The organism is Pectobacterium actinidiae, assembly GCF_000803315.1.
GTDB classification, from domain to species: Bacteria; Pseudomonadota; Gammaproteobacteria; order Enterobacterales; family Enterobacteriaceae; genus Pectobacterium; species Pectobacterium actinidiae.
Genome location: NZ_JRMH01000002.1, coordinates 574,516 through 598,829, shown reverse-complemented (window position 1 = coordinate 598,829; position 24,314 = coordinate 574,516). Strand labels below are relative to the sequence as shown.

General features: G+C 50.5%; 21 protein-coding genes, 1 tRNA gene and 1 rRNA gene. 12 read left to right on the top strand and 11 right to left on the bottom strand.

The features are described from left to right. Positions 1–127: 127 nt before the first annotated feature. From KKH3_RS20175 to KKH3_RS20135, 9 genes are all read right to left on the bottom strand, one after another. Positions 128–202: transfer RNA gene (locus KKH3_RS20175), tRNA-Glu, on the bottom strand. A 140-nt stretch (positions 203–342) separates the two neighbouring features. Beyond that, positions 343–1,880, bottom strand: a 16S ribosomal RNA gene (locus KKH3_RS20170). A 426-nt stretch (positions 1,881–2,306) separates the two neighbouring features. Further along, positions 2,307–3,302, bottom strand: a complete 996-nt coding sequence (rbsR, locus tag KKH3_RS20165) for a ribose operon transcriptional repressor RbsR (protein ID WP_039363811.1) — start codon at positions 3,300–3,302, stop codon at positions 2,307–2,309. 3 nt (positions 3,303–3,305) lie between these two features. Continuing rightward, a complete protein-coding gene (gene rbsK, locus KKH3_RS20160) occupies positions 3,306–4,232 on the bottom strand; it encodes a ribokinase (RefSeq protein WP_039363807.1) in 927 nt (308 codons plus the stop codon). Positions 4,233–4,303: 71 nt separating this feature from the next. After that, entirely contained in the window at positions 4,304–5,191 is an 888-nt protein-coding gene (rbsB, locus tag KKH3_RS20155) for a ribose ABC transporter substrate-binding protein RbsB (protein ID WP_005976509.1), read from the bottom strand. A 25-nt stretch (positions 5,192–5,216) separates the two neighbouring features. Beyond that, complete coding sequence (gene rbsC, locus KKH3_RS20150; RefSeq protein WP_039363804.1) at positions 5,217–6,185, bottom strand: ribose ABC transporter permease; 969 nt, start codon at positions 6,183–6,185, stop codon at positions 5,217–5,219. Positions 6,186–6,192: 7 nt separating this feature from the next. After that, complete coding sequence (rbsA, locus tag KKH3_RS20145) at positions 6,193–7,698, bottom strand: ribose ABC transporter ATP-binding protein RbsA (RefSeq protein ID WP_039363802.1); 1,506 nt, start codon at positions 7,696–7,698, stop codon at positions 6,193–6,195. 7 nt (positions 7,699–7,705) lie between these two features. After that, positions 7,706–8,125 (bottom strand): D-ribose pyranase, encoded by a 420-nt coding sequence (rbsD, locus tag KKH3_RS20140; protein ID WP_039363799.1) that lies wholly within the window; start codon positions 8,123–8,125, stop codon positions 7,706–7,708. Positions 8,126–8,329: 204 nt separating this feature from the next. After that, positions 8,330–8,725 (bottom strand): YgiW/YdeI family stress tolerance OB fold protein, encoded by a 396-nt coding sequence (locus KKH3_RS20135; RefSeq protein WP_039363796.1) that lies wholly within the window; start codon positions 8,723–8,725, stop codon positions 8,330–8,332. A gap of 258 nt (positions 8,726–8,983) precedes the next feature. Between KKH3_RS20135 and qseB the strand changes: the two genes are divergently transcribed. Together qseB and qseC are read left to right on the top strand one after the other, a co-directional pair. Continuing rightward, a complete protein-coding gene (qseB, locus tag KKH3_RS20130; protein WP_039363793.1) occupies positions 8,984–9,646 on the top strand; it encodes a quorum sensing response regulator transcription factor QseB in 663 nt (220 codons plus the stop codon). Continuing rightward, on the top strand, positions 9,643–10,992 hold the full coding sequence (gene qseC, locus KKH3_RS20125) for a quorum sensing histidine kinase QseC (RefSeq protein WP_039363790.1): 1,350 nt from the start codon (positions 9,643–9,645) through the stop codon (positions 10,990–10,992). Before qseB ends, qseC begins: the two co-directional genes overlap by 4 nt. Before the next feature lie 151 nt (positions 10,993–11,143). On the opposite strand, the gene kup is transcribed toward qseC, so the two are convergent. Continuing rightward, positions 11,144–13,012: a low affinity potassium transporter Kup gene (gene kup / locus KKH3_RS20120; protein WP_039363787.1), complete on the bottom strand. Its 1,869-nt coding sequence runs from the start codon at positions 13,010–13,012 to the stop codon at positions 11,144–11,146. A 531-nt stretch (positions 13,013–13,543) separates the two neighbouring features. Here kup and ravA point away from each other — a divergent pair. Both ravA and viaA read left to right on the top strand, forming a co-directional pair. Next, positions 13,544–15,043, top strand: coding sequence for an ATPase RavA (ravA, locus tag KKH3_RS20115; protein ID WP_039363784.1), 1,500 nt, complete (start codon positions 13,544–13,546; stop codon positions 15,041–15,043). Between the two features lie 5 nt (positions 15,044–15,048). After that, positions 15,049–16,527 carry an ATPase RavA stimulator ViaA gene (viaA, locus tag KKH3_RS20110; RefSeq protein ID WP_039363781.1) on the top strand — a complete coding sequence of 493 codons (1,479 nt, stop codon included), beginning with the start codon at positions 15,049–15,051 and terminating at the stop codon, positions 16,525–16,527. Here viaA and asnA read toward each other — a convergent pair. Next, a complete protein-coding gene (gene asnA / locus KKH3_RS20105) occupies positions 16,524–17,516 on the bottom strand; it encodes an aspartate--ammonia ligase (RefSeq protein ID WP_039363778.1) in 993 nt (330 codons plus the stop codon). The two genes, viaA and asnA, sit on opposite strands and share 4 nt — an antisense overlap. 152 nt (positions 17,517–17,668) lie before the next feature. Here asnA and asnC point away from each other — a divergent pair, with 152 nt between their 5' ends. The 8 genes from asnC to atpF all read left to right on the top strand — a co-directional run bounded on the left by asnC (position 17,669) and on the right by atpF (position 24,300). After that, the gene (gene asnC, locus KKH3_RS20100; RefSeq protein WP_039363775.1) at positions 17,669–18,130 is read left to right on the top strand and encodes a transcriptional regulator AsnC; all 462 of its coding nucleotides are present in this window, start codon (positions 17,669–17,671) and stop codon (positions 18,128–18,130) included. A gap of 89 nt (positions 18,131–18,219) precedes the next feature. Next, positions 18,220–18,663, top strand: a complete 444-nt coding sequence (gene mioC / locus KKH3_RS20095) for an FMN-binding protein MioC (RefSeq protein WP_039363773.1) — start codon at positions 18,220–18,222, stop codon at positions 18,661–18,663. A 390-nt stretch (positions 18,664–19,053) separates the two neighbouring features. Continuing rightward, positions 19,054–20,943, top strand: a complete 1,890-nt coding sequence (gene mnmG, locus KKH3_RS20090) for a tRNA uridine-5-carboxymethylaminomethyl(34) synthesis enzyme MnmG (RefSeq protein ID WP_039363768.1) — start codon at positions 19,054–19,056, stop codon at positions 20,941–20,943. An 82-nt stretch (positions 20,944–21,025) separates the two neighbouring features. Then, positions 21,026–21,646 (top strand): 16S rRNA (guanine(527)-N(7))-methyltransferase RsmG, encoded by a 621-nt coding sequence (gene rsmG, locus KKH3_RS20085; protein WP_039363764.1) that lies wholly within the window; start codon positions 21,026–21,028, stop codon positions 21,644–21,646. A 624-nt stretch (positions 21,647–22,270) separates the two neighbouring features. Continuing rightward, the gene (gene atpI, locus KKH3_RS20080; protein WP_039363760.1) at positions 22,271–22,654 is read left to right on the top strand and encodes a F0F1 ATP synthase subunit I; all 384 of its coding nucleotides are present in this window, start codon (positions 22,271–22,273) and stop codon (positions 22,652–22,654) included. Between the two features lie 22 nt (positions 22,655–22,676). Further along, the gene (gene atpB / locus KKH3_RS20075; RefSeq protein ID WP_039363757.1) at positions 22,677–23,477 is read left to right on the top strand and encodes a F0F1 ATP synthase subunit A; all 801 of its coding nucleotides are present in this window, start codon (positions 22,677–22,679) and stop codon (positions 23,475–23,477) included. A gap of 49 nt (positions 23,478–23,526) precedes the next feature. Next, the gene (atpE, locus tag KKH3_RS20070) at positions 23,527–23,766 is read left to right on the top strand and encodes a F0F1 ATP synthase subunit C (RefSeq protein ID WP_005976545.1); all 240 of its coding nucleotides are present in this window, start codon (positions 23,527–23,529) and stop codon (positions 23,764–23,766) included. Between the two features lie 63 nt (positions 23,767–23,829). After that, a complete protein-coding gene (atpF, locus tag KKH3_RS20065; protein WP_010681466.1) occupies positions 23,830–24,300 on the top strand; it encodes a F0F1 ATP synthase subunit B in 471 nt (156 codons plus the stop codon). The last annotated feature ends 14 nt before the right edge of the window (positions 24,301–24,314 follow it).

Sequence of the window (24,314 nt, the reverse complement as noted above, 5' to 3'; positions counted from 1 at the left end):
AGTATGTTCAGCTGTCATGTTTCAATTTTCAGCTTGTTCCAGATTGTTAAAGAGCAATATCGTAAACATGACTCCGAAGAATCATCTTTAAGATATTCATGATAATGTCTTTCACTCATTATCGGATTGGCGTCCCCAAGGGGATTCGAACCCCTGTTACAGCCGTGAAAGGGCAGTGTCCTAGGCTCTAGACGATGGGGACACGAAAAATCCGTACCGAATCAGAAATCCGGCACTATCGCGTCAGCATGAGTTTACACTCATCGCATCAACAGGTGCGCTTGCTCAGTATTTTCATCAGACAATCTGTGTGAGCACTTCACTCAACACACATCTTCTTGGTAAGGAGGTGATCCAACCGCAGGTTCCCCTACGGTTACCTTGTTACGACTTCACCCCAGTCATGAATCACAAAGTGGTAAGCGCCCCCGAAGGTTAAGCTACCTACTTCTTTTGCAACCCACTCCCATGGTGTGACGGGCGGTGTGTACAAGGCCGGGAACGTATTCACCGTAGCATTCTGATCTACGATTACTAGCGATTCCGACTTCATGGAGTCGAGTTGCAGACTCCAATCCGGACTACGACGTACTTTATGAGGTCCGCTTGCTCTCGCGAGGTCGCTTCTCTTTGTATACGCCATTGTAGCACGTGTGTAGCCCTACTCGTAAGGGCCATGATGACTTGACGTCATCCCCACCTTCCTCCGGTTTATCACCGGCAGTCTCCTTTGAGTTCCCGACCGAATCGCTGGCAACAAAGGATAAGGGTTGCGCTCGTTGCGGGACTTAACCCAACATTTCACAACACGAGCTGACGACAGCCATGCAGCACCTGTCTCACAGTTCCCGAAGGCACTAAGGTATCTCTACCGAATTCTGTGGATGTCAAGAGTAGGTAAGGTTCTTCGCGTTGCATCGAATTAAACCACATGCTCCACCGCTTGTGCGGGCCCCCGTCAATCATTTTGAGTTTTAACCTTGCGGCCGTACTCCCCAGGCGGTCGATTTAACGCGTTAGCTCCGGAAGCCACACCTCAAGGGCACAACCTCCAAATCGACATCGTTTACAGCGTGGACTACCAGGGTATCTAATCCTGTTTGCTCCCCACGCTTTCGCACCTGAGCGTCAGTCTTTGTCCAGGGGCCGCCTTCGCCACCGGTATTCCTCCAGATCTCTACGCATTTCACCGCTACACCTGGAATTCTACCCCCTCTACAAGACTCTAGCCTGTCAGTTTTGAATGCAGTTCCCAGGTTAAGCCCGGGATTTCACATCCAACTTAACAGACCGCCTGCGTGCGCTTTACGCCCAGTCATTCCGATTAACGCTTGCACCCTCCGTATTACCGCGGCTGCTGGCACGGAGTTAGCCGGTGCTTCTTCTGCGGGTAACGTCAATCGATGAGGTTATTAACCTCACCGCCTTCCTCCCCGCTGAAAGTGCTTTACAACCCGAAGGCCTTCTTCACACACGCGGCATGGCTGCATCAGGCTTGCGCCCATTGTGCAATATTCCCCACTGCTGCCTCCCGTAGGAGTCTGGACCGTGTCTCAGTTCCAGTGTGGCTGGTCATCCTCTCAGACCAGCTAGGGATCGTCGCCTAGGTGAGCCATTACCTCACCTACTAGCTAATCCCATCTGGGCACATCTGATGGCAAGAGGCCCGAAGGTCCCCCTCTTTGGTCCGAAGACATTATGCGGTATTAGCTACCGTTTCCAGTAGTTATCCCCCGCCATCAGGCAGTTTCCCAGACATTACTCACCCGTCCGCCGCTCGTCAGCCCCAGAGAGCAAGCTCTCCTGTGCTACCGCTCGACTTGCATGTGTTAGGCCTGCCGCCAGCGTTCAATCTGAGCCATGATCAAACTCTTCAATTTAAGATTTGTTTGATTTGCTGAACTCGTCAGCGATGCTCAAAGAATTAAAACTGTTTATTCGTAATGAATTTACTGTTGTTCACTCTTCAAGACTTTTTATATCGTTAAGATACGGTCTTGTGAGTGCCCACACAGATTGTCTGATTATATTGTTAAAGAGCAGTGCCACTTCATCGGTGGCGCGGGCTGCATATACTATGCTAATCCGCTTTAAAGTCAAGTCATTACTGACTGCTTTCGTAAATCTTTTTCCTGTCACCACAACTGCGTGTCGCTGTTGCCGTGTCAGTGGAGGCGCATTATAGGGACTTCTCGGCGGCTGACAAGTGCTAAATGCAAAATAATTATCGAGTGAGGATTTTTTCAGCAAAGCGAATTAAAAGACAGCGTTATGCCGGATTTTTCACCGCTAATTGGGCGAAAAACTCACCGTACAGACTGACGTACCATTAGTTCCGGCGTCAGCACTAACACATTCGGCTCGGTATTAGGGTGTTCTAAACGATGCAAAAGTGTATCAACCGCCAGTTCGCCAAGTTCATCCTTCGGTTGGTGCACAGTAGTAAGAGGTGGAGACATATAGCGAGCCAGCTCAATATCATCGTAACCAATAACCGCCATATCCTGGGGGATCGAAAGTCCAGCCTGATAAAGCGCATGGTAAACGCCAACGGCCATCGCATCGTTACCGGTGAACACGGCTTCAGGCTTATCTTCCAGCGCTAATAACTGCTGCATGGCTCGATACCCCGCTTCAAACTCAAAATCACCGAAAATTTCATAATCCGTGGGAACGAATAGCCCAGCGAGCTGCATCGCCTGTCGATAACCTTCTAATCGGTTATAGGCTGTCGTCTTATCTTTCGGACCTGCAATGCAGGCTATCTTTTTATAACCACGAGCAATGAGGTAATTGGTCGCGATCTCTCCACCGAGTAGAGAGTTATCTTTAATGACATCCATAACGCCTTCAAAGGGTGCCCAATCCATCATGACCATAGGTATAGAAGGATAGCGGCTCATCATTTCAGGCAAAGGGCGATGACTTTCGGTGCACATAAGCAGTACGCCGTCGACCCGCTTTTGCAGCAGCGTTTCGAGACTATGGCTCATTCTGTCGTGATCGCCTTCCGTGTTGCATAGAATCAGACTGTAGCCTCGCTCATAGCAACAGCGCTCGACGCCACGAACCACTTCGGCATAAAAGGGGTTATTACTGGCAGTGAGTAACATGCCGATGGTGCGGGTCTGGTTTATTTTCAGACTTCTGGCCAGCGCAGACGGCGCATAGTTGAGATCCTCAACGGCCTTCATTACTTTTTCGCGAATGGTATCGCTGACAAAGCGATTGTTATTAATGACGTGAGATACGGTAGAAGTAGAAACGCCCGCAAGACGGGCGACATCTTTCATGGTGGCCAAAGATCACCCCTGGGTTTGCAAAAATGCGTCGATCTCTTCACGCCACGGGACAGAGGGCTGAGCGCCTCGGCGAGTAACGGCTATCGCAGCTGCCGCATGGGCAAATTTTACTGCGGAGGACATGGGTTTATTTTCCAGCAATGCAGTCACTAACGCACCATTAAAGGTGTCTCCAGCGGCGATAGTATCCACGGCTTTTACGCGATATCCCGGAATACGAATCCCCTGACCGTTTTCACTTAACCATACGCCACGGCTACCCAATGTGATGAGAACCGTTTCGATACCTTTATCGTGCAAAACCTGTGCTGCGCGAGCCGCATCGTCTTCCGTCTCAACGGTAATTCCCGTCAGGAACTGTGCTTCAGTTTCATTCGGCGTGATCATATCGACCAGCGATAGCAGTTCGTCGGGCAGTTCACGGGCAGGCGCGGGGTTAAGAATCACTTTCGTTTGGTGCTCATGCGCCAGTTTAGCGGCTGCAATAACCGTTTCCAACGGCGACTCAAGCTGCATAAGCAACGCAGAAGCATCAATAATGTGTTGCTGATGACGATGAAGGTAATCAAGCGACACCGCAGCATTCGCGCCTGCGTTAATCGCGATCATATTCTCGGCATCGGCGTTAACAAAAATCAGCGCAACGCCGGTTGTTTCCCCAGAGATAGCCTCAACGGCGGAAACATCAATATTATCCTTGGATAGCTGCTGGCAAATACGGGTACCGATATCGTCTTCTCCGACGCAGGCAATAAAAGCGATGTCTGCACCGCTTCGGCCAGCGGCAACGGCCTGATTAGCGCCTTTCCCACCGAAAGCAACGCTATATTGCTCACCGATCACCGTTTCGCCCGGACGGGGAAATTGCTCAAGATTGAGAATATGGTCAGCATTAATACTGCCCAGCACCACCAGCTTACCCGTTTTCATTATGTCGAATCCCGCTACGTTAATAATGCGCCACCACAAACGGGTGGCGCGAGCCCTGCTTTACTCTTTAATTATTTTGCTACCAGCTTCAGGTCAACCGGAATGATGGCCTGCGTTTTTTCACCTTTCAGCACTTTCGCAGCCGTTTCGATACCGATCACACCGATCTGATCAGGACGCTGAGCAACGGTTGCAGCCAGTTTGCCTGACTCAACGGCCTTCACGCCATCCTGAGTACCGTCAAAGCCCACAACCAGCACATCTGTTTTACCTGCGGTTTGCAGTGCACGCAGTGCACCCAATGCCATTTCATCATTCTGAGCAAATACGGCCTGAACGTCAGGGTGCGCGGTCAGCAGGTTTTGCATCACGTTCAGCCCTTTAGTACGGTCGAAGTCAGCCGGTTGGCTGGCCAGCATAGCGAATTTATTTTTCTCAGCAGATTTCATGAAGCCCGCCCCACGCTCACGCGCGGCAGACGTTCCAGCGATCCCTTCCAACTGAATCACCTTGGCACCTTCACCCAATTTCTTGGCAATGAAGTCACCGGCAACTTTACCACCGAAGGCGTTATCAGAAGCAACGTGGCTCACCACTTCACCACTGCTGGCAACGCGGTCCAGCGTAATAACAGGGATCTTGGCTTGGTTAGCCATTTTGATCGCATTACCTACCGCATCAGAATCGGTCGGGTTGATCAGCAGAACTTTGGTTCCACGCACCGTCAAATCCTGAACGTTAGCCAGTTCTTTTGCTGGGTTATTCTGGGAATCCAGCACAATCAGCTCGTAACCCAGTTTGTCGGCTTCTTTCTGTGCACCCTCTTTCATTGAAACAAAGAACGGGTTATTCAGCGTAGAAACCACCAGAGCAACCGTATCTTTGGCCAAGGCATTAGCACTGACAGTCGCGCTTAGCGCAACAGCGGAAACCAGAGTAGCCAGCTTTTTCATATTCATAACTCAATTCCTGTGTGAATGAAGGTTATTTACTGCTTTTGTTATCTACCAGAACCGCCAGCAAAATGACGACTGCTTTAACGATCATTTGGTAGTAAGAAGAAACACCTAATAAATTCAGTCCGTTGTTGAGGAAGCCAAGGATAAGTGCGCCAATCAGCGTGCCAACGATACGCCCTTTACCTCCAGCCAGACTGGTGCCGCCCAATACTACAGCCGCGATAGCATCCAGTTCATACCCTGTACCCGCCGTAGGCTGTGCAGAGGACAAACGTGCGACTTCGATAATTCCCGCCAGAGCAGACAGCAGCCCACACAGGGAATAGACAATAATCTTGATTTTATCAACGCTGATACCGGACAAACGGGTTGCAGACTCATTGCCGCCCAGCGCATAGATATAGCGTCCCAGTCGCGTATGGTGCAGCATGTACCAGGCCGCCGCAAACACGATAGCCATGATCCAGATTGGCGTCGGAATCCCCAGCGGACGACCGATACCGAACCAGCCAAACGCATCTGCCACATCGGAAAAGCCAGTATTCACCGGGCTACCGTTGGTGTAGACCATCGTCACACCGCGCAGTAATAGCATCATGACTAACGTAGCAATAAATGCCTGCACTTTGCCTTTGGATACAATGACTCCCGTACCCGCACCAATCAGCGCCCCCAGCGCCAATGCGCCAAACACCGCCACCAGCGCATTGACTTCAAGCCCGACGATGGAAGCCGCTACGGCACCAGTCAATGCCAGCAGTGAACCCACCGACAAATCAATGCCCGAGGTCAGAATCACCAGCGTCATGCCCACAGCCATGATGGCATTTACCGAGGTCTGCTGAAGGATATTGAACAGATTGTTCAGGGTGAAAAAGTTAGGACTCATAGCGGAAACAATCGCAATAAGGATCAGGAGCGCGATCAGCGATTTCTGCTCCAGTAACCACTCTTTGCTGAACCAGCGTTTTGCCGCGATAGATTGAGAACTCATGTCTGACTTACTCCTGCTTTGCGCCGTATTGCTTACCAACGGCCGCAGCCATCAGTGCTTCCTGGGTTGCTTGCTCAATAGGGAAATCACCGCTCAAGCGCCCTTCATGCATCACAATGATGCGATCGCTCATTCCCAAGACTTCGGGCATTTCGGATGACACCAATATGATGCTCAGCCCTTCTTCTTTGAATTGATTGATTAACTGATAAATTTCTTTCTTCGCCCCAACATCGACGCCACGCGTCGGTTCATCAAGGATCAGGACATTCGGGCGCGTCATCAGGCCACGGGCAATCGCCACTTTCTGCTGATTACCGCCGGAAAGCAGACCGATAGGCTGCTCCATTGAAGGTGTTTTCACGTTGAACAGACGAATAAAATCGGCAACCGTCAGTTGCTCTTCGGCGTGTTTCAGGCGACCGCCCGCATGGCTGAAATAGCGCAGTGCGGTTAACGACATGTTTTCTTTTACCGACATGCCCAGCACCAGACCATCGCGTTTGCGATCTTCCGATATATAAACAATGCCGTTCGCCAAACCATCCTGCGGTTTACGGGTCACGACGTCGCGGCCATCCAGCGTCACATTGCCGCCCGTACGCGGCAATGCACCGTAGAGAATCTTCATCAGTTCGGTACGACCCGCGCCCATCAGTCCTGCGACGCCCAGGATCTCGCCTTTTCGCACCGTAAAGTTGACGCTATCGACGCCCGGCCCGGACAGATTTTGCACCTTAAGGCGGATCTCTCCCGGCACTTTACTCGAACGTGGGTACTGATCTTCAAGCTTACGGCCCACCATCATTTCAATCAGCGTATCTTCCTGTAAGTCACTGACCGGACGCTCACCGATAAACTGACCATCGCGGAAAACGGTAATGTCATCGCAGATTTCAAAGATTTCTTTCAGACGGTGGGAAATATAGACAATGCCGCATCCCTGAGATTGCAGCTCTTTGATCACGCTGAAAAGCGATGCGGTTTCGGTATCCGTCAGCGCATCGGTAGGTTCATCCATGATGATGACTTTCGATTCAAAGCTCAGCACCTTGGCAATTTCTACCATTTGCTGATCGCCAATCGATAAATCCCCGACCATACGGCGGCTGTCGTAGCGTAGGTTAAGGCGCTTCAGCAGCTTATCGGCTTCCGCATACATCTTGTTCCAGTCGATACGGCCGAAACGGTTGGTAAATTCACGACCAAGGAAGATATTCTCGGCAATCGTGAGTTGAGGAATCAGGTTAAGCTCCTGATGGATAATACCGATACCGGCTTCCTGAGACGCTTTCGGCCCGTTGAAATCCACCTCCTGCCCCAGAAAATGGATGCTGCCCGCATCTTTACGGTAGATCCCGGTCAGGACTTTCATCATGGTGGACTTGCCCGCACCATTTTCACCCACCAGCGCCATCACTTTTCCCGGATAGACGTTGAGTGCCGCACCAGACAGCGCTTTAACGCCGGGAAAAGATTTCGTGATGCCTTGCAGTTGCAATAAAGGTTGCATGGATGCCTCAGAACGTTACGCCAGCACAAAGGATGACATTGGCATACGGAGAACACTCTCCGCTGCGAATGATCGCTCGGCTTTTGCCGCTTTGGGTTTTAAATTCTTCATGGCTGACATAGTGCAATGCAATTGAGTTTCCCTGATGTTGTTCAAGTTGCTTCAATTGTTCGAGTAATGCGTCATGGACTGCGGGGTTCTTTTCAATAATCTCTTCCGCCAAAATAGCGGCCTCGACCTGCATTTCGCTGGTGACAACGCTAACGACCTGTAAAAACGTCGGCACGTTATGCGTCAACGCCAGATCGATACGGGTCGTTGTTTCAGGAATAGGTAAACCGGCATCACCAATAACCAGGCTATCGGTATGCCCCAGTCGAGAAATCACGGAAGAAATATCTGAATTCAATAATGCTGCTTTTTTCATCTTATCACCCCACCAGCGAAACGTTTCGCTGATGACATTCTAGAAAAAGAAGAGAGAAAGGCAATGAAGAGATAAAAAAAATGTGATCGCTATCGAAACGTTTCGCTAACAAAAAAATAAAGATAAAACGATGTCGTTATAGAAAATTGATAAATAGAGAAATGGCGGGCAACGGCCCGCCAACAGAGAGTGGATGGGAGTGCTTTAGAGTTTACGAATCTGCTTCACATCCAACTCAACGGAGTTGAAGTCTTTATCCAGTTCACCCTGAATTTCCACTTTATCGGTGGGTGAAACCATCTGACCATTCCAGCGCTTGTGATCTATTTCGACTTCCATCGTGCCCGTCGAATCGCGGAACAGGTAGTTCTCATCACCAATCCGTTTTTCAATATTACCGCTCAGCGTAACCCAACTGTCGTCACGCAGTTCTTTAGCCTTATTAACCGTGGTGAGGGAACTCTGCGCATCAATGAATCCCCCTTTATGTGTGCCAACCGCTGGCGTTTCTGGGTTGACGAAACCACCGCCACTTTGTGCGGCAAATACCGGTGCGGAAACCAGAGCGGTAATGGCGAGTAACGCAGCTGCTTTTTTCATATTTACCTTCCTTATTTTGCCTGTCGTTTCACAGTCAACTATTTCGCAGTCAACCTGCGGGAGTAATCGGTCTTCGGGAAGGATTAAAACAAACCGTTCTTAACAGAATCTTAAGGAGTCAGCTTCTGCATTTTTATTTTTTTATATTGCCTAAATCGCCCGATTTCAGCGATTTGCCCTGTACACGTCCCCCTTCGATTTCGTATAAAACCGAAAAAGGCGCAAACGCGACAACGGTAACTATCCTGCGAGGCAGCCATGAGAATATTGTTAATCGAAGACGATCGTCTGATTGGTGACGGCCTGAAAGCAGGGCTTATCAAACTGGGATTTAATATTGACTGGTTTACAGAAGGGAGAGCAGGTGCAGCCGCATTGAAGGCCGCCCCTTATGATGCGGTTGTGCTCGATCTCAGCCTGCCGGGCATGGATGGCATGGATATCCTGCGCCAGTGGCGTCAGGCGGGACATGACGAACCGGTGCTGATTTTGACCGCCCGCGATGCGTTGGAACAGCGTGTAGAAGGGTTGCAGCAGGGTGCAGATGATTATTTATGTAAGCCTTTTGCGCTGACAGAAGTGGCCGCTCGCCTTCAGGCGCTGATTCGCCGTCGTCACGGCCAACTTCAACCGACATTAACGCACGGTGCGGTTTCCCTTGAGCCGGGATCGCGGAGCGTCACCCTTAACAACGAACCACTGATACTCAAATCTCGCGAACTGGCGTTACTGGAGCTGTTTTTGCTCAACCCGAACCGCGTGCTCACGCGCGCGCAATTGGAAGAAAAGCTCTATGGGTGGGACGATGACGTCTCCAGCAATGCGGTAGAAGTACATATCCACCACCTGCGCAAAAAGCTGGGGGGTGGATTTATCCGTACCGTGCATGGCGTTGGTTACATTCTGGGAGATGCGCCATGAACCAACTCAGCCTGCGCTTACGCCTGATTGCAGGTTTTACGCTGCTGACGCTGATTTGCTGGGGTGTGGCCAGTCTGCTTTCGTGGTATCAAACGCGTCATAACATCAACGAGCTATTTGATACCCAGCAAATGCTGTTTGCCAAACGTCTTGCCACCATGAATCCCGATGAATTGCGAGTCCAGTCAGCCTCTCTACCCAAAACCAAGAGCCTGGTACACAAGAACCGAGGCAAACAGGAAGACGATGCGCTGGCCTTCGCCATTTTTACCCGCGATGGAAAAATGGTGTTGAACGATGGTGAGAACGGCAAAGATTTCATCTTTGATTACCAGCGAAACGGCTTCACTGACGGCAAATTGCGCGATGACAACGACGCGTGGCGCATCGTTTGGCTAACGACAGCGGATAATCGCTACGCGATCGCCGTCGGTCAGGAATGGGAATACCGTCAGGACATGACGCTGGATATTGTAAAAACCAACCTGATGCCCTGGTTTTTTGCGCTCCCGATCATGCTGGCGCTGCTGTTCTGGCTGGTAACGCGTGAACTCTCGCCTCTAAAACGCATTACCGCCGAACTTCAACAGCGTTCACCGGACGAACGTACACCGCTGGCGACACAGCACGTCCCACAGGAAGTCCGCCCGCTGGTCAACGCGCTGAACCACCTGTTTTCCCGCATCAGCGACATGCTGGTCCGAGAACGTCGTTTTACCTCTGATGCCGCTCACGAACTGCGTAGCCCGCTGGCAGCATTGAAGGTTCAAACCGAAGTCGCGCAGCTCGCACATGACGATGAAGCTATGCTGCACCATGCACTCGTCAATCTGGACAAAGGTATTGATCGAGCCACACGGCTGGTGGATCAGCTCCTGACGCTGTCGCGGCTGGATGCCGAATCCTCCCCCGAAGGCATGCAGCCTGTTCAATTTAATGACTTATTGCAGCAGGCGGTGATCGCGCATTACCACACGGCGCAAACTGAGGGGATCGAACTGACGCTGGATTTACCGGATACGCCGGTTATCCGGCAAGGCCATCCGCTGCTGCTAACCCTGCTGGTGCGCAATCTGCTGGATAACGCCATTCGCTACAGCCATGAAGGTGGAACGGTAAGCCTGGCGCTGACAGAGCGCGGCTTCAACGTTGTCGATAACGGACCGGGGATCAGCGAGGAAGCGTTGGCAAGAATCGGCGAACGCTTTTATCGCCCGCCAGGGCAGGAGAAATCCGGCAGCGGTTTGGGGATTTCCATCGTGAACAACATCGCCACGCTACACCACATGCGAGTCACGTTCACTAACCAGCCCGAAGGCGGGCTGGTTGTGTCGGTGAATTGGTAACGGTTGTAAGACGTTACGTTGGGGTAAGATCGAGATACACGGTCGACCACGGGGCGAGGTATCCCTGCGGGAACCTCATCCCCGTGTTTCCCTAATAACAAACAACGAATCGCTATCAGTATGTTAACGATAGATAATTTAGTGGGATCGCTTAAATCTCGACCTGTATCCCCAGCTCAATCAGCCGGTTCGGCGGTATTTCAAATTGATCCGCCGCCCGCAGCGCATTGCGGCTGAGCATCATGAATAGCTTACCGCGCAAGCGCAGATACCACGGACGTTCACCGATAATCAGCGACTCGTTGGACATAAAGAAAGACGTTTCCATCATTTGGCAGGTTAACCCATCCTGCCAACAGCGCTGAAAGACCTCTTCTACATCCGGCGTCTCACGCCAGCCATAGTTGGCAATCACTCGCCAAAAGGTCGGCGAAAGCTGTTCAACCGTCACGCGTCGGGCATTCAGCACATAGGGCGCATCCTCTGTTCGCATGGTCAACAGCACCACGCGCTCGTGCAGGATCTTGTTATGTTTGAGGTTATGTAACAGCGCGAACGGGATCACGCGCGTCGCACGCGAGAAATACACGGCGGTCCCTGGTACACGCGTCGGCGGCGTTTTCTCCAGCGAGGCAATCATGGCATCCAGCGAGTTACCATGCTCATGCAACCGGCGCAGCAGCCTGAAGCGCTCGCTTTTCCATGTGGTCATGATGATAAACATCACCATACCCAGCGCCAGCGGCAGCCAGCCACCGGACAGAATCTTGACCACGTTCGCCAAAAACATCGGCACGTCAATAATCAGCAGGCCTGCCAGCAAAACCCACGCCAGATAGCGATTCCAGAGCCAATTCTTCACCGCCACGGTACAGAACAGAATACTGGTAATCACCATCGTACCCGTTACCGCAATCCCGTAAGCCGCAGCGAGATTGCTCGAATGCTCAAAGCTGACAATCACGATGACAACGGCGATATAGAGCATCCAGTTAATGGCGGGAATATAAATCTGACCGGATTCCATATCTGACGTGTGTACGATACGCATCGGCGGTAAATAGCCCAGCCGCACTGCCTGACGGGTCAGGGAGAACACGCCGGAAATCACCGCCTGCGAGGCAATGATTGTTGCCAACGTGGCCAATATCATCAGTGGAATCAGCGCCCAATCAGGCGCCAGCAGGAAGAACGGGTTTTTGATGGCTTCCGGGTCTTTTAACAGCAACGCGCCCTGGCCGAAGTAATTTAATACCAGCGACGGCAACACCACCGTAAACCAGGCAAGACGAATGGGGAATTTACCAAAGTGCCCCATGTCGGCATACAGCGCCTCGACCCCGGTAATGGCTAGCACCACCGCCCCCAGCGCGAAGAATGACACCGCTTTATACTCGATAAAGAAGTGCACAGCGTACATCGGGTTCAACGCCTGTAAGACTTCGGGATTAGCGATAATGCTGCGCGCGCCCAGCACGCCAAGCGTTAAAAACCAAATCAGCATCACGGGTGCAAACAGCTTGCCGACGCTGCCCGTACCGTGTTTTTGAATGATAAATAGTAACGTCAGGACGACAATCGAGAGCGGAACGATATAGCTGTCCATTGACGGCGCGGCGATTTCCAACCCTTCCATCGCCGACATCACTGAGATGGCTGGCGTGATGACCACTTCCCCATAAAAGAAGCTGCCGCCAATCAACCCCATGATGACCAGAACGGACGTCGTGCGATCGGAAGTATTGCGACCGGCTAGCGACATTAACGTCAGAATCCCGCCTTCGCCTGCGTTATCGGCACGCATCACATAGGTCAGATATTTCAGCGAAACAACGAGGACCAATAGCCAAAAGATCAGTGAAAGAAAGCCAAAGACCGAGTCAGGCTCGACCCCAAAACCAAACTGCCCTGATAAACATTCCCTTAACGTATAAAGAGGGCTGGTTCCTATATCTCCATAAACCACCCCGATGGCCGCCAGCGTAACAGCCGGAAGCGAACGTTTATGTTCTGAGCTCATAAACCTATCTTCTGTTGTTAATCAGTCCGCGAAGCGCGTCATTCACAGCAACTCGTCCAAAAGCGCACAGTATGCACAAATCAGGGTAAAAACCCATTTTTATTGTGCGGTCACCCTCTACCCCTAAATAATTCGGGTTGCAGGAAGGCGGCAAGCGAGGGACAAATTCGTCGGGAACGAATTTGATCAGCCAGCGGCTGGCCTTCGGTGAGAGACAGGATGTCTCTCATTTCATCCCGATGAGCTTACTCAAGTAAGTTATTCGGGTGAGTGAACGCAGCCAACACACCTGCAGCTTGAAGTATGACGGGTGTATACGAAACATCCTGTAAAAGGTGGTTTATTGCTTACTTACCCCGTTAGGGTGAATAATCCGTAAAAGTATTCTAATAAAAATCTGTGATCTGCCGTTTATTATTACTATTGTCTTTCTGAAAGTAAGGTTTTTCTGAGACACCACTTTCAGTAGAGCAACCAAATTCAAAAATAAACGCTTTCAGTACATCACATCATGAGACTAACGGATTAATTATGCGTCAAACTGCGGCATTGGCTGAAAGAATTTCTCGCCTCAGCCATGCGCTAGAACACGGGCTCTACGAAAGGCAGCACACTATCCGGCTCTGTCTGCTGGCAGCGCTAAGCGGGGAAAGTGTTTTTTTGCTGGGGCCGCCAGGTATAGCCAAAAGTATGATCGCCCGACGTCTTAAATTCGCTTTTCGTTATGCGAACGCATTCGAGTACCTGATGACCCGCTTTTCCACCCCAGAAGAGGTATTCGGCCCCCTTTCCATTCAGGCCTTAAAAGATGAAGGCCGCTATCAGCGTCTGACCGCAGGTTACCTGCCGGAAGCCGAAATCGTGTTTCTGGATGAAATCTGGAAAGCAGGTCCCGCCATTTTGAACACCCTGCTGACGGCCATTAACGAACGGCGTTTCCGCAATGGCAACAGCGAAGATACGATCCCCATGCGCCTGCTGGTCGCGGCCTCGAATGAACTACCGGAGGCGGATGGCGGCCTGGAAGCGCTCTACGACAGGATGCTCATTCGTCTGTGGCTCGATCGCGTGCAGGAAAAACAGAATTTCCGTGCGCTGCTTGTGAATAACAGCAGCGAACGCGATAACCCCGTGCCGCCTGCTCTCAGCGTCAGCGATGAAGAGTACCGACAGTGGCAGAAGGATATCGAGCACGTCGCACTGCCGGAATCGTGCTTCGAGCTGATTTACACGCTGCGCCAGCAGCTCGATACGCTGGAACAGGCACCTTACATTTCCGATCGACGCTGGAAAAAAGCCCTGCGCCTGCTTCAGGCCAGCGCATTTTTCTGCGGTCGGGACGCCATTACGCCGGTTGATATTATTCTACTGAAAGACTGTCTCTGGCACGACCAAAGCACCTTGAAGCTCATCGAACACCAACTCGAGCTACTGATTACCGAGCACGCTTACCAGCAGAAAAGTCTGCTGTTCCGGCTGCAACAGGCGAACACCAAACGTCAGCAATACCAGCGTGAACAAAGCGAATTACAGGCATTTTCGGTAGAGAAACAGGGGCACTTCCTCGGCCGGAAATTCCATTACACCTTGCCTGACACGATCGTCGCAGAAACACTGGATCTGGTGCTGCAACGCCCGCTGATCCTGCACGATATTGAAGTCAGTCACCTGATCATTGAGAAGAGTGCTTTGCAAGGCTGGCTGCAAAAAGGAGGAGAAATCCGGGGCAAGCTCAATGGCATCGGCTTTACTCAACGTCTCGATCTGCTGGTGGACGATCGCCACCATCTGACGGTTCGCGATATCAGCCTGCAATCCTCCATTCTTTCTCTGCCGGAAAAGCGCGACTGTGCGCTGCCTGCCGATATTACCGATGAATATGAAAAGCTGAACATGCAGTTGCGCGAACAGCGCCGCTTGTTCAGCCAACATCAGCCTTGCCTGTTCGTCCCGACCGAGTGGCTAGCTAAAATAGAAGCCAGCCTGCAACAGGTTGCCGAGCAGATCCAGCAATCAGAGCAACAGGACTAACGCCGATGATCACGCTGGAATCACTGGAAATGCTACTAGCTATCGATGAAAACGAACTGCTGGACGATCTCGTCGTCACGCTGTTGGCAACGCCGCAGCTCGCTTTCTTCTTTGAAAAGTATCCCAGCCTGAAATCGGCGTTACTCAACGATCTTCCTCACTGGAAAGAAACCTTAAAACAGCGCCTGCGCACCACGCAAGTACCGCCGGAACTGGAAAAAGAATTTAGCTGCTACCAGCGTTCACAATCTATCGACAACCAGACGTTTCAGACGCGCCTGCCTGCGATTATGGATACGCTGAGCAACGTAGAGTCACCGTTTCTGACGCAGGCCTCACAGCTTATTACTTCCCCAGAGAGAACCTTAGGGCAGAAAATCACCAGCGGGCTCCACACGCTCTTTCTTCAGCGCTGGCGGCTAAGCCTCACACTGCAAACTGTTTCACTGCACCAGCAATTGATGGATCAGGAACGGGAAACCTTGCTGGATGAACTGCAACAGCGACTGACCCTCAGCGGCAAACTCGAACCAATTCTGGCCGAAAATGAAAACGCAGCCGGGCGGCTCTGGGATCTCAGCGCCGCGCAGCGTATTCACACCGATCCTCGTCCATTACTGGATTTCGGTGCTTTCTTGCAACGCCAGCCTGCATTGCAAAAACTGGCGGAACGCTTAGGCCGTAGCCGGGAGACCAAATCCATCCTCACGCACGAGGCACCACAAGAAGCCTTCCGGGTAAGAGTACGAGAACCGGCCACCGTGCCCGAGCAGGTGAGCGGCGTGCATCAGAGCGATGACATTTTACGTTTGATGCCGACGGAGCTGGCCACGTTGGGCATTAGCGAATTGGAATATGAATTCTATCGTCGCCTGCTAGAGCATCGACTGCTGACCTATCGCTTACAAGGGGAGAGCTGGCGCGAGAAAATCACCGAGCGCCCCGTTGTCCATCAGCAAAACGAACAGCAGCCGCGTGGCCCGTTTATCGTCTGCGTCGATACCTCAGGCTCCATGGGCGGCTTTAATGAACGCTGTGCCAAAGCCTTCTGTCTGGCACTGATGCGCATCGCGCTCGCCGACAATCGCCGTTGCTATATCATGCTGTTTTCTACCGGCGTGGTGAAATATGAGCTCACGTCTGCGGACGGATTAGAGCAGGCGATACGTTTTCTCAGCCAATCTTTCCGCGGCGGCACGGATATGAGCGCCTGTCTGTCAGCATTGTTGGATAAGATGGATGATGCACTCTGGCATGATGCCGACGCCGTGGTGATTTCGGATTTTATCGCCCAGCGGCTGCCGGATGAGGTGGTAAATAAGGTGAAAAGCCGTCAGAAGCAGCTACAGCATCGTTTCCATGCTGTAGCGATGTCCGATCATGGCAAACCCGGCATCATGCACATCTTTGACCATATCTGGCGCTTTGATACCGGGTTAAAAAGCCGCTTAATGCGCCGCTGGCAGCACGGCAAGGCTTATTAAAGCAAGCCAGAAACCGACTCACGTAGCGGCTGTGGCCACACCCCGCACTGAACCTGACCAATGTGTGACAATTGCAACAACAGCATAACCAGACGAGACTGACCTATTCCTCCACCGATCGTTTGCGGCATTTCACCGCGCAGCAGCGCCTGATGCCATTCCAGCTTCAGACGTTCTTCATCTTGCGTCAGAGCCAGCTGGCGGGTGAGCGCTTCTGCATCCACGCGAATGCCCATTGATGAAATCTCAAACGCATCGTTCAGAACCGGGTTCCACACGACGATATCGCCGTTCAGGCCCGCTAATTCCTGCTCGCCTGGCGTCGTCCAGTCATCATAATCCGGCGCACGCACATCGTGGGATTCCCCGCTGGACAGCTTACCGCCAATCCCAATCAGGAAGACCGCACCCAGTTCTTTAGCGATAGCTCGCTCACGCCCTTTGGCATCCAGATCGGGATAGCGCTTGAGCAAGGTTTCAGTATGCACAAAATGAATCTGTTCCGGCAGGAAAGGCTGAATGCCAAACGCCTGATGAACCGCTGCTTCCGTCGCTTTAATGCCTTGATAAATACGCGTCACCGTCGATTTCAGATACTCGGCATTGCGCTCGCCATCCCCCATTACGCGCTCCCAGTCCCACTGATCGACATAAACTGAGTGGATCGGGCTCAGACGATCTTCGTCCGGGCGCAGGGCTTTCATGTGGGTGTAGATACCTTCGCCGAAGCTAAAATCATACGCCCCCAGCGTTTTACGTTTCCATTTCGCCAGTGAGTGCACCACTTCGAATGTGGCATCCGGCAGAGCTTTAACCTTAACCTGTACCGCTTTTTCCGTGCCGGACAGATTGTCCTGCGTACCATCGCCGATACGGCTGAGAATCGGTGCCTGGACTTCAATCAATCCCAGAAGCTGCTCCAGTTGACTGGAGAAGAAAGACTTAACGAAGCTGATTTGCTGTTGTTTTTCGATGTACTGCTTTTTCATTGCCGCGTCTCTTATTCATCATATTTAGTTATTCATTAAGCAATAAAAAATGCCAGTCATTCAATAATCTTATGGATAAATTGCACTTGTGCTTTTAATCCGTCATTTTATAGCGGTATAAAATCATTATTCGTTAAAATAGGAAGCTCAAAGTGGCAGAAATTTATCAGATCGATAATCTCGATCGCGGCATCCTTTCCGCCTTAATGGAAAATGCGCGCACGCCTTATGCCGAACTGGCAAAACAGTTTTCCGTCAGTCCAGGTACAATCCACGTTCGGGTGGAAAAAATGAAGCAGGCAGGCATCATTGTTGGCACACGTCTGGATGTGAATCCAAAGCAGCTAGGCTATGACGTATGCTGTTTTATCGGCATCATTTTGAAAAGCGCCAAAGATTATCCCTCTGCGCTAGAGAAGCTGAACAATCTGGAAGAAGTGGTTGAGGCCTACTACACCACCGGGCATTACAGCATTTTTATTAAGGTCATGTGTCGCTCGATCGAGGCACTGCAACATGTGCTTATCAACAAGATCCAAACAATTGATGAAATTCAGTCCACTGAAACGCTAATCTCGCTGCAAAACCCCATCATGCGGACGATCACGCCATAATGCTTTTTTCCTATACCCATATTATCCACAGGTAGATCCCAGCCAGATCACAGCGTACAATGTCCCGTCTTTTATCAGATGGGATCGCTATGGCAGACATTACCTTGATCAGTGGCAGTACCCTTGGCAGCGCCGAATATGTTGCAGAACATTTGGCCGAACTGCTGGAGAAGGATGATTTTTCCACTGAAATTCTGCATGGCCCTACGCTTGATGCGCTGCCTGAAAGCGGTATATGGCTGGTGGTGACCTCTACGCACGGTGCTGGGGAGTTCCCTGACAACCTGAAAGCGCTGTTTGAACAGTTGGAACAGCAAAAGCCCGATCTTTCTCAGGTGAGTTTCGGTGCGGTGGGGATCGGGAGTAAAGAATACGACACGTTCTGTGGCGCGATCCAAACAGCGGATCGTGTACTGGCTCAATTAGGGGCTAAACGGATCGGTGAAGTCCTCGAGATCGACATCACTCAGCATCAGATTCCAGAAGATCCAGCGGAAGAATGGCTAGGATCGTGGGTTAATTTACTCAAATAAGATGAAATATTCGGCAGTTGAATGTGGATAACTATGCTTAATTCAGGTGTAAAAGCCGTAGTTATCCCAATAACAACCCGAGTATGTTTTTTGTCCTGTGCATAAACCCGCATAAAGATCCCAGCTTATACTGTCCAGGATCACCGATCATTCACAGGTAAGGATCAACGGCATTCTCTTGATCTTTAATATGAATAATCACTTATCCACACAACATGACGATCCTAATAAGAGATCTAATAAAGAGATCTTTAAATAAAAAGATCTTTCTTTAATTAACGAGGATCCAACGGACTTGGTCGTTGGCTCAAAGTTGAGTAGAATCCCCACCCCAGGGCAAATAACGATCGTTCGCCACTCATCATTCGCGATAATGCGAGGAGCAGTACCATGTTTTATCCAGATCCATTTGACGTCATCGTGATCGGTGGCGGTCATGCCGGAACAGAAGCTGCGATGGCTTCTGCCCGAATGGGCCAACAGACGCTTTTACTCACACACAATATTGATACGCTGGGACAAATGTCTTGTAACCCGGCGATTGGCGGTATTGGAAAAGGCCATCTGGTTAAAGAGATCGATGCCATGGGAGGGTTGATGGCGCGTGCCGTCGATCAGGCAGGTATACAGTTTAGGATACTAAACAGCAGTAAAGGCCCTGCGGTCAGAGCAACGCGCGCACAAGCGGATCGCGTGCTCTATCGTCAGGCTGTTCGCACCGCGCTGGAGAATCAGCCAAACCTGATGATCTTCCAGCAGGCTGTTGACGATCTGATTGTGGAAAACGATCGTGTCGTCGGTGCCGTTACCCAGATGGGACTAAAATTTCGTGCGAAAGCTGTTGTATTAACGGTCGGCACTTTCCTCGACGGCAAAATTCACATTGGGCTGGATAACTACAGTGGTGGACGTGCAGGCGATCCGCCTTCTATTCCACTTGCGCGTCGCCTGCGTGAGCTGCCTCTGCGCGTCAACCGCCTGAAAACCGGTACTCCGCCACGTATTGATGCCCGAACTATCGATTTTAGCGTGCTGGCCCAACAGCACGGTGACAACCCGATGCCGGTTTTCTCATTCCTGGGTAATGCAAGCCAGCATCCAGCACAAATGCCGTGCTACATCACGCATACCAACGAGAAGACCCATGATGTGATCCGTAATAATCTGGATCGCAGCCCAATGTATGCCGGGATCATCGAAGGGATCGGCCCACGCTATTGCCCATCGATCGAAGACAAGGTCATGCGCTTTGCCGATCGAAATACGCATCAGATCTTTCTTGAACCTGAAGGTCTGACCAGCAACGAAATTTATCCTAACGGGATCTCAACCAGTTTGCCATTTGATGTCCAGTGGCAGATTGTTCGGTCAATGGCAGGGATGGAAAATGCGCGTATCGTTCGTCCTGGCTATGCGATTGAGTACGATTTCTTCGATCCTCGCGATCTGAAACCTACTCTGGAAAACAAATTTATTCATGGTCTGTTCTTTGCGGGACAGATCAACGGGACAACGGGTTATGAAGAAGCCGCAGCACAGGGCATGCTGGCAGGGCTGAATGCGGCTCGATTAGCTGCCGATAAGGAAGGCTGGTCACCACGTCGCGATCAGGCCTATCTCGGTGTGCTGGTTGACGATCTCTGTACACTGGGTACGAAAGAACCCTACCGTATGTTTACGTCGCGCGCTGAATATCGCCTGATGCTGCGCGAAGATAACGCCGATCTGCGTTTGACGGAAATGGGTCGTGAGCTGGGAATGGTCGACGATCATCGCTGGGCGCGTTTCAATGAGAAGCTTGAGAACATTGAAAAAGAGCGCCAGCGCCTGCGTGACATTCACGTTCACCCGCAATCTGAGCAGTTAGAGCAAATTAACTCACTGCTGAAGACGCCGTTGTCCCGTGAAGCGAATGGTGAAGAACTGTTGCGTCGCCCAGAAGTCGATTACGTTCAGCTTACTGCACTACCGCTGTTTGCCCCGGGATTAACTGACGAGCAGGCTGCTGAACAGGTTGAAATTCAGGTCAAATACGAAGGGTATATTGCTCGTCAGCAGGATGAAATTGAAAAACAGCAGCGCAATGAAAACGCACTGCTGCCTGCCGATCTGGATTACAAACAGGTGAGTGGATTGTCCAATGAGGTTATTGCCAAGCTGAACGATCATAAACCTTCGTCTATCGGTCAGGCTTCACGAATTTCTGGCATTACGCCTGCGGCGATCTCCATTCTGCTGATCTGGCTTAAAAAACAGGGTCTGCTGCGCCGCAGCGCCTGATTTACGGTAAACTTATCCCCTAAATAGCCGGTTCTCCGGCTATTTTTATTATTAACTTCATATTTATCATCGGGATCTTATTGTGCGCAACACACTCGATAATCTGCTAAACGCGGCAGGCATTGTGATTTCAGATAAGCAAAAAAATCTTCTGATACAGTATGTTGACATGCTTAATAAGTGGAACAAAGCTTATAACCTGACGTCGGTACGCGATCCGCAGCAAATGCTTGTCCGCCACATCATGGACAGTATCGTGGTTGAGCCACATTTACACGGACAGCGTTTTATCGATGTAGGTACGGGGCCTGGATTGCCAGGAATTCCATTGGCGATCGTTCGCCCTGAGTCGCATTTTACCTTGCTGGATAGCCTGGGTAAGCGTGTACGCTTCCTGCGTCAGGTACAGCATGAACTACAGCTTGAAAATATTACGCCAGTGCAGAGCCGCGTTGAGGAATTTCCAGCAGAGCCGCCTTTTGATGGCGTAATTAGCCGGGCATTTGCTTCTTTGCAGGACATGATTAGCTGGTGTAGCCATCTTCCGGCCAGACCAACAGGCCGGTTTTATGCGCTAAAAGGCGTACTTCCTGAGGATGAATTGTCATCCTTGCCACAAGGTGTCCTATTAGATCAGGTCGTTCGCTTATCTGTTCCCGATCTGGAAGGTGAGCGCCACTTGGTTGTGCTTAAACCAAACTAATTTTGTTTTTTATCAAAAAAATCATAACTAAATATTGCGTGTCAGGATTGCCACCTCACCTATCGGTGGCGTGGTTTCAGAACGCATCGCGATCACTGAAATTTTACATCTTCGTTTTTTCAGCGTTGCCCTTTTGCTTTCGCACTGAATAATAACGAGCGAAAATAAATCATCGGCATCAAAATTTAGTTATTTTTGTGTTAATTGAGTAAAAAAACGATATCAATAATGTCAATAGTCGGTTGAAACGTTGTTTGTGGTGTTTTTTGAATGGGTGTTTTTGTAACTTATTGAAGTTAAATAAAATAAATAGCTTGTTTTGCTAAAGACAAAAAAAAACACGTTCTGTTATAAATAGTCGTAAAGCCTTTTATGTGAGTCACATCACAGATTAGAGGCCTTTAGAAATTAATTACACCAGACATGATCAGGAATGATTGTTAGTAAAAACGGGGCTTCAGAAAGAAATTTAAATAATTGTTCACCTTTTCGCTACTTATCGATTGAATTCGCAGGTATGACCCGTATAATTTGCTCGTTTTTTGCTGCTTGACTCAGTGGTGTAAAGGCAGTTTTATACGTCATTCGGTATACCTCTGAAAAGGTACGGAGAGAGCAAACGTCATGCCTGTATCCCTTTACAGCGGAAAAGTAGCCTTAAGGCTACTGTTGTTACAGTTAGTGACTTTTGCTTTGTTGAGTGCTGTTTTCAGCCTCAATAGCGTCAACGCTGCTGCTTCTGCATTAGCCGGAGGATTGGCAGCCTGGTTACCGAATGTGTTGTTTGTGCTGTTTGCCTTGCGTCACCAGTCACATAAGCCTGCTGATGGGCGTGTGGCTTGGTCATTTGCGATTGGCGAGGCGCTTAAGGTATTTATCACCATTGCACTGTTAGTGGTGGCGTTAGGCGTGTTTAAAGCGGCATTCTTTCCGCTTGGCCTGACTTATTTGTCGGTGCTGGTTATGCAGATCGTGGCACCGGCCGTAATTAATCGTTGCCGTAATTAACAACAAAAGGGTAAGAGACATCATGGCTGCTGGAGAAATCTCTACTCCGCAAGAGTATATCGGTCACCACTTGCAGCATTTGCAGGTCGGGACGGGTTTTTGGTCGATCAACGTCGATTCGATGTTTTTCTCCATCGCTCTTGGGATCCTCTTTCTGGTTATCTTTCACCGCGTAGCGAAACGTGCGACCAGTGGTGTGCCAGGTAAGCTGCAAACGGCTGTCGAACTGATTATCGGTTTCGTTGATGGCACCGTACGCGATATGTTCCATGGCAAAAGCAAACTGATTGCTCCTTTGGCGCTGACCATTTTCGTCTGGGTTTTCCTGATGAACCTGATGGACCTGCTGCCTATCGATCTGTTGCCGCAAGCCTGGGCGGGCATTTATAGCCTGTTGGGATACGATCCGGCGCATGCTTACCTGCGTGCCGTGCCGACGGCTGACGTGAACATCACGCTGTCGATGGCGCTTGGGGTGTTTATCCTGGTTCTGTTCTACAGCATCAAAATGAAGGGTCTCGGTGGTTTTGTTAAAGAACTGACCATGCAGCCGTTCAACCATCCAGTATTTATTCCTATTAACCTGATTCTTGAGGGTGTCAGCCTGCTGTCCAAACCTATTTCCTTAGGCTTGCGACTGTTTGGCAATATGTATGCGGGTGAGTTGATCTTCATCCTGATTGCCGGTCTGTTGCCGTGGTGGTCACAATGGCTGTTAAATGTGCCTTGGGCTATTTTCCACATTTTGATTATTACGCTTCAGGCTTTTATTTTCATGGTTCTGACGGTTGTTTATCTCTCGATGGCATCTGAAGAGCATTGATTTTCTTTCAACAAATAACGTTTTTAACTGAAACAAACTGGAGACTGTCATGGAAAACCTGAGTGTGGATCTGCTGTACATGGCTGCCGCGTTAATGATGGGTTTGGCGGCAATCGGTGCTGCGATCGGTATCGGCATTCTGGGTGGTAAATTCTTGGAAGGTGCTGCTCGTCAGCCTGACCTGATTCCTTTACTGCGTACACAGTTCTTTATCGTCATGGGTCTGGTTGACGCCATCCCGATGATCGCTGTTGGTCTGGGGCTGTATGTGATGTTTGCGGTGGCCTAAGCAGAATGTTTTCTGCTGAGGTTAAAACATCAACTTATTTAACTTTGAAAGAGGCATTGTGCTGTGAATATTAATGCAACAATCCTCGGCCAGGCCATTGCGTTCGTCCTGTTTGTCTGGTTCTGCATGAAGTATGTATGGCCGCCGATGATGGCAGCCATCGAGAAACGTCAGAAAGAAATTGCTGACGGTTTGGCTTCTGCTGAACGTGCCAAAAAAGATTTGAACTTGGCTCAGGCCAATGCGACAGATCAACTGAAGAAAGCCAAAGCGGATGCTCAGGTTATCATCGAGCAGGCGAACAAACGCCGTGCTCAGATCCTGGATGAGGCGAAAGCTGAAGCGGAAGCTGAACGTAACAAGATTGTGGCGCAGGCGCAGGCTGAAATCGAAGCCGAACGTAAACGTGCTCGTGAAGAGCTGCGTAAGCAAGTTGCCGTATTGGCGATTGCCGGTGCCGAGAAAATTATTGAACGTTCCGTGGATGAAGCTGCTAACAGCGACATCGTTGATAAACTGGTCGCTGAACTGTAAGGAGGGAGGGGCTG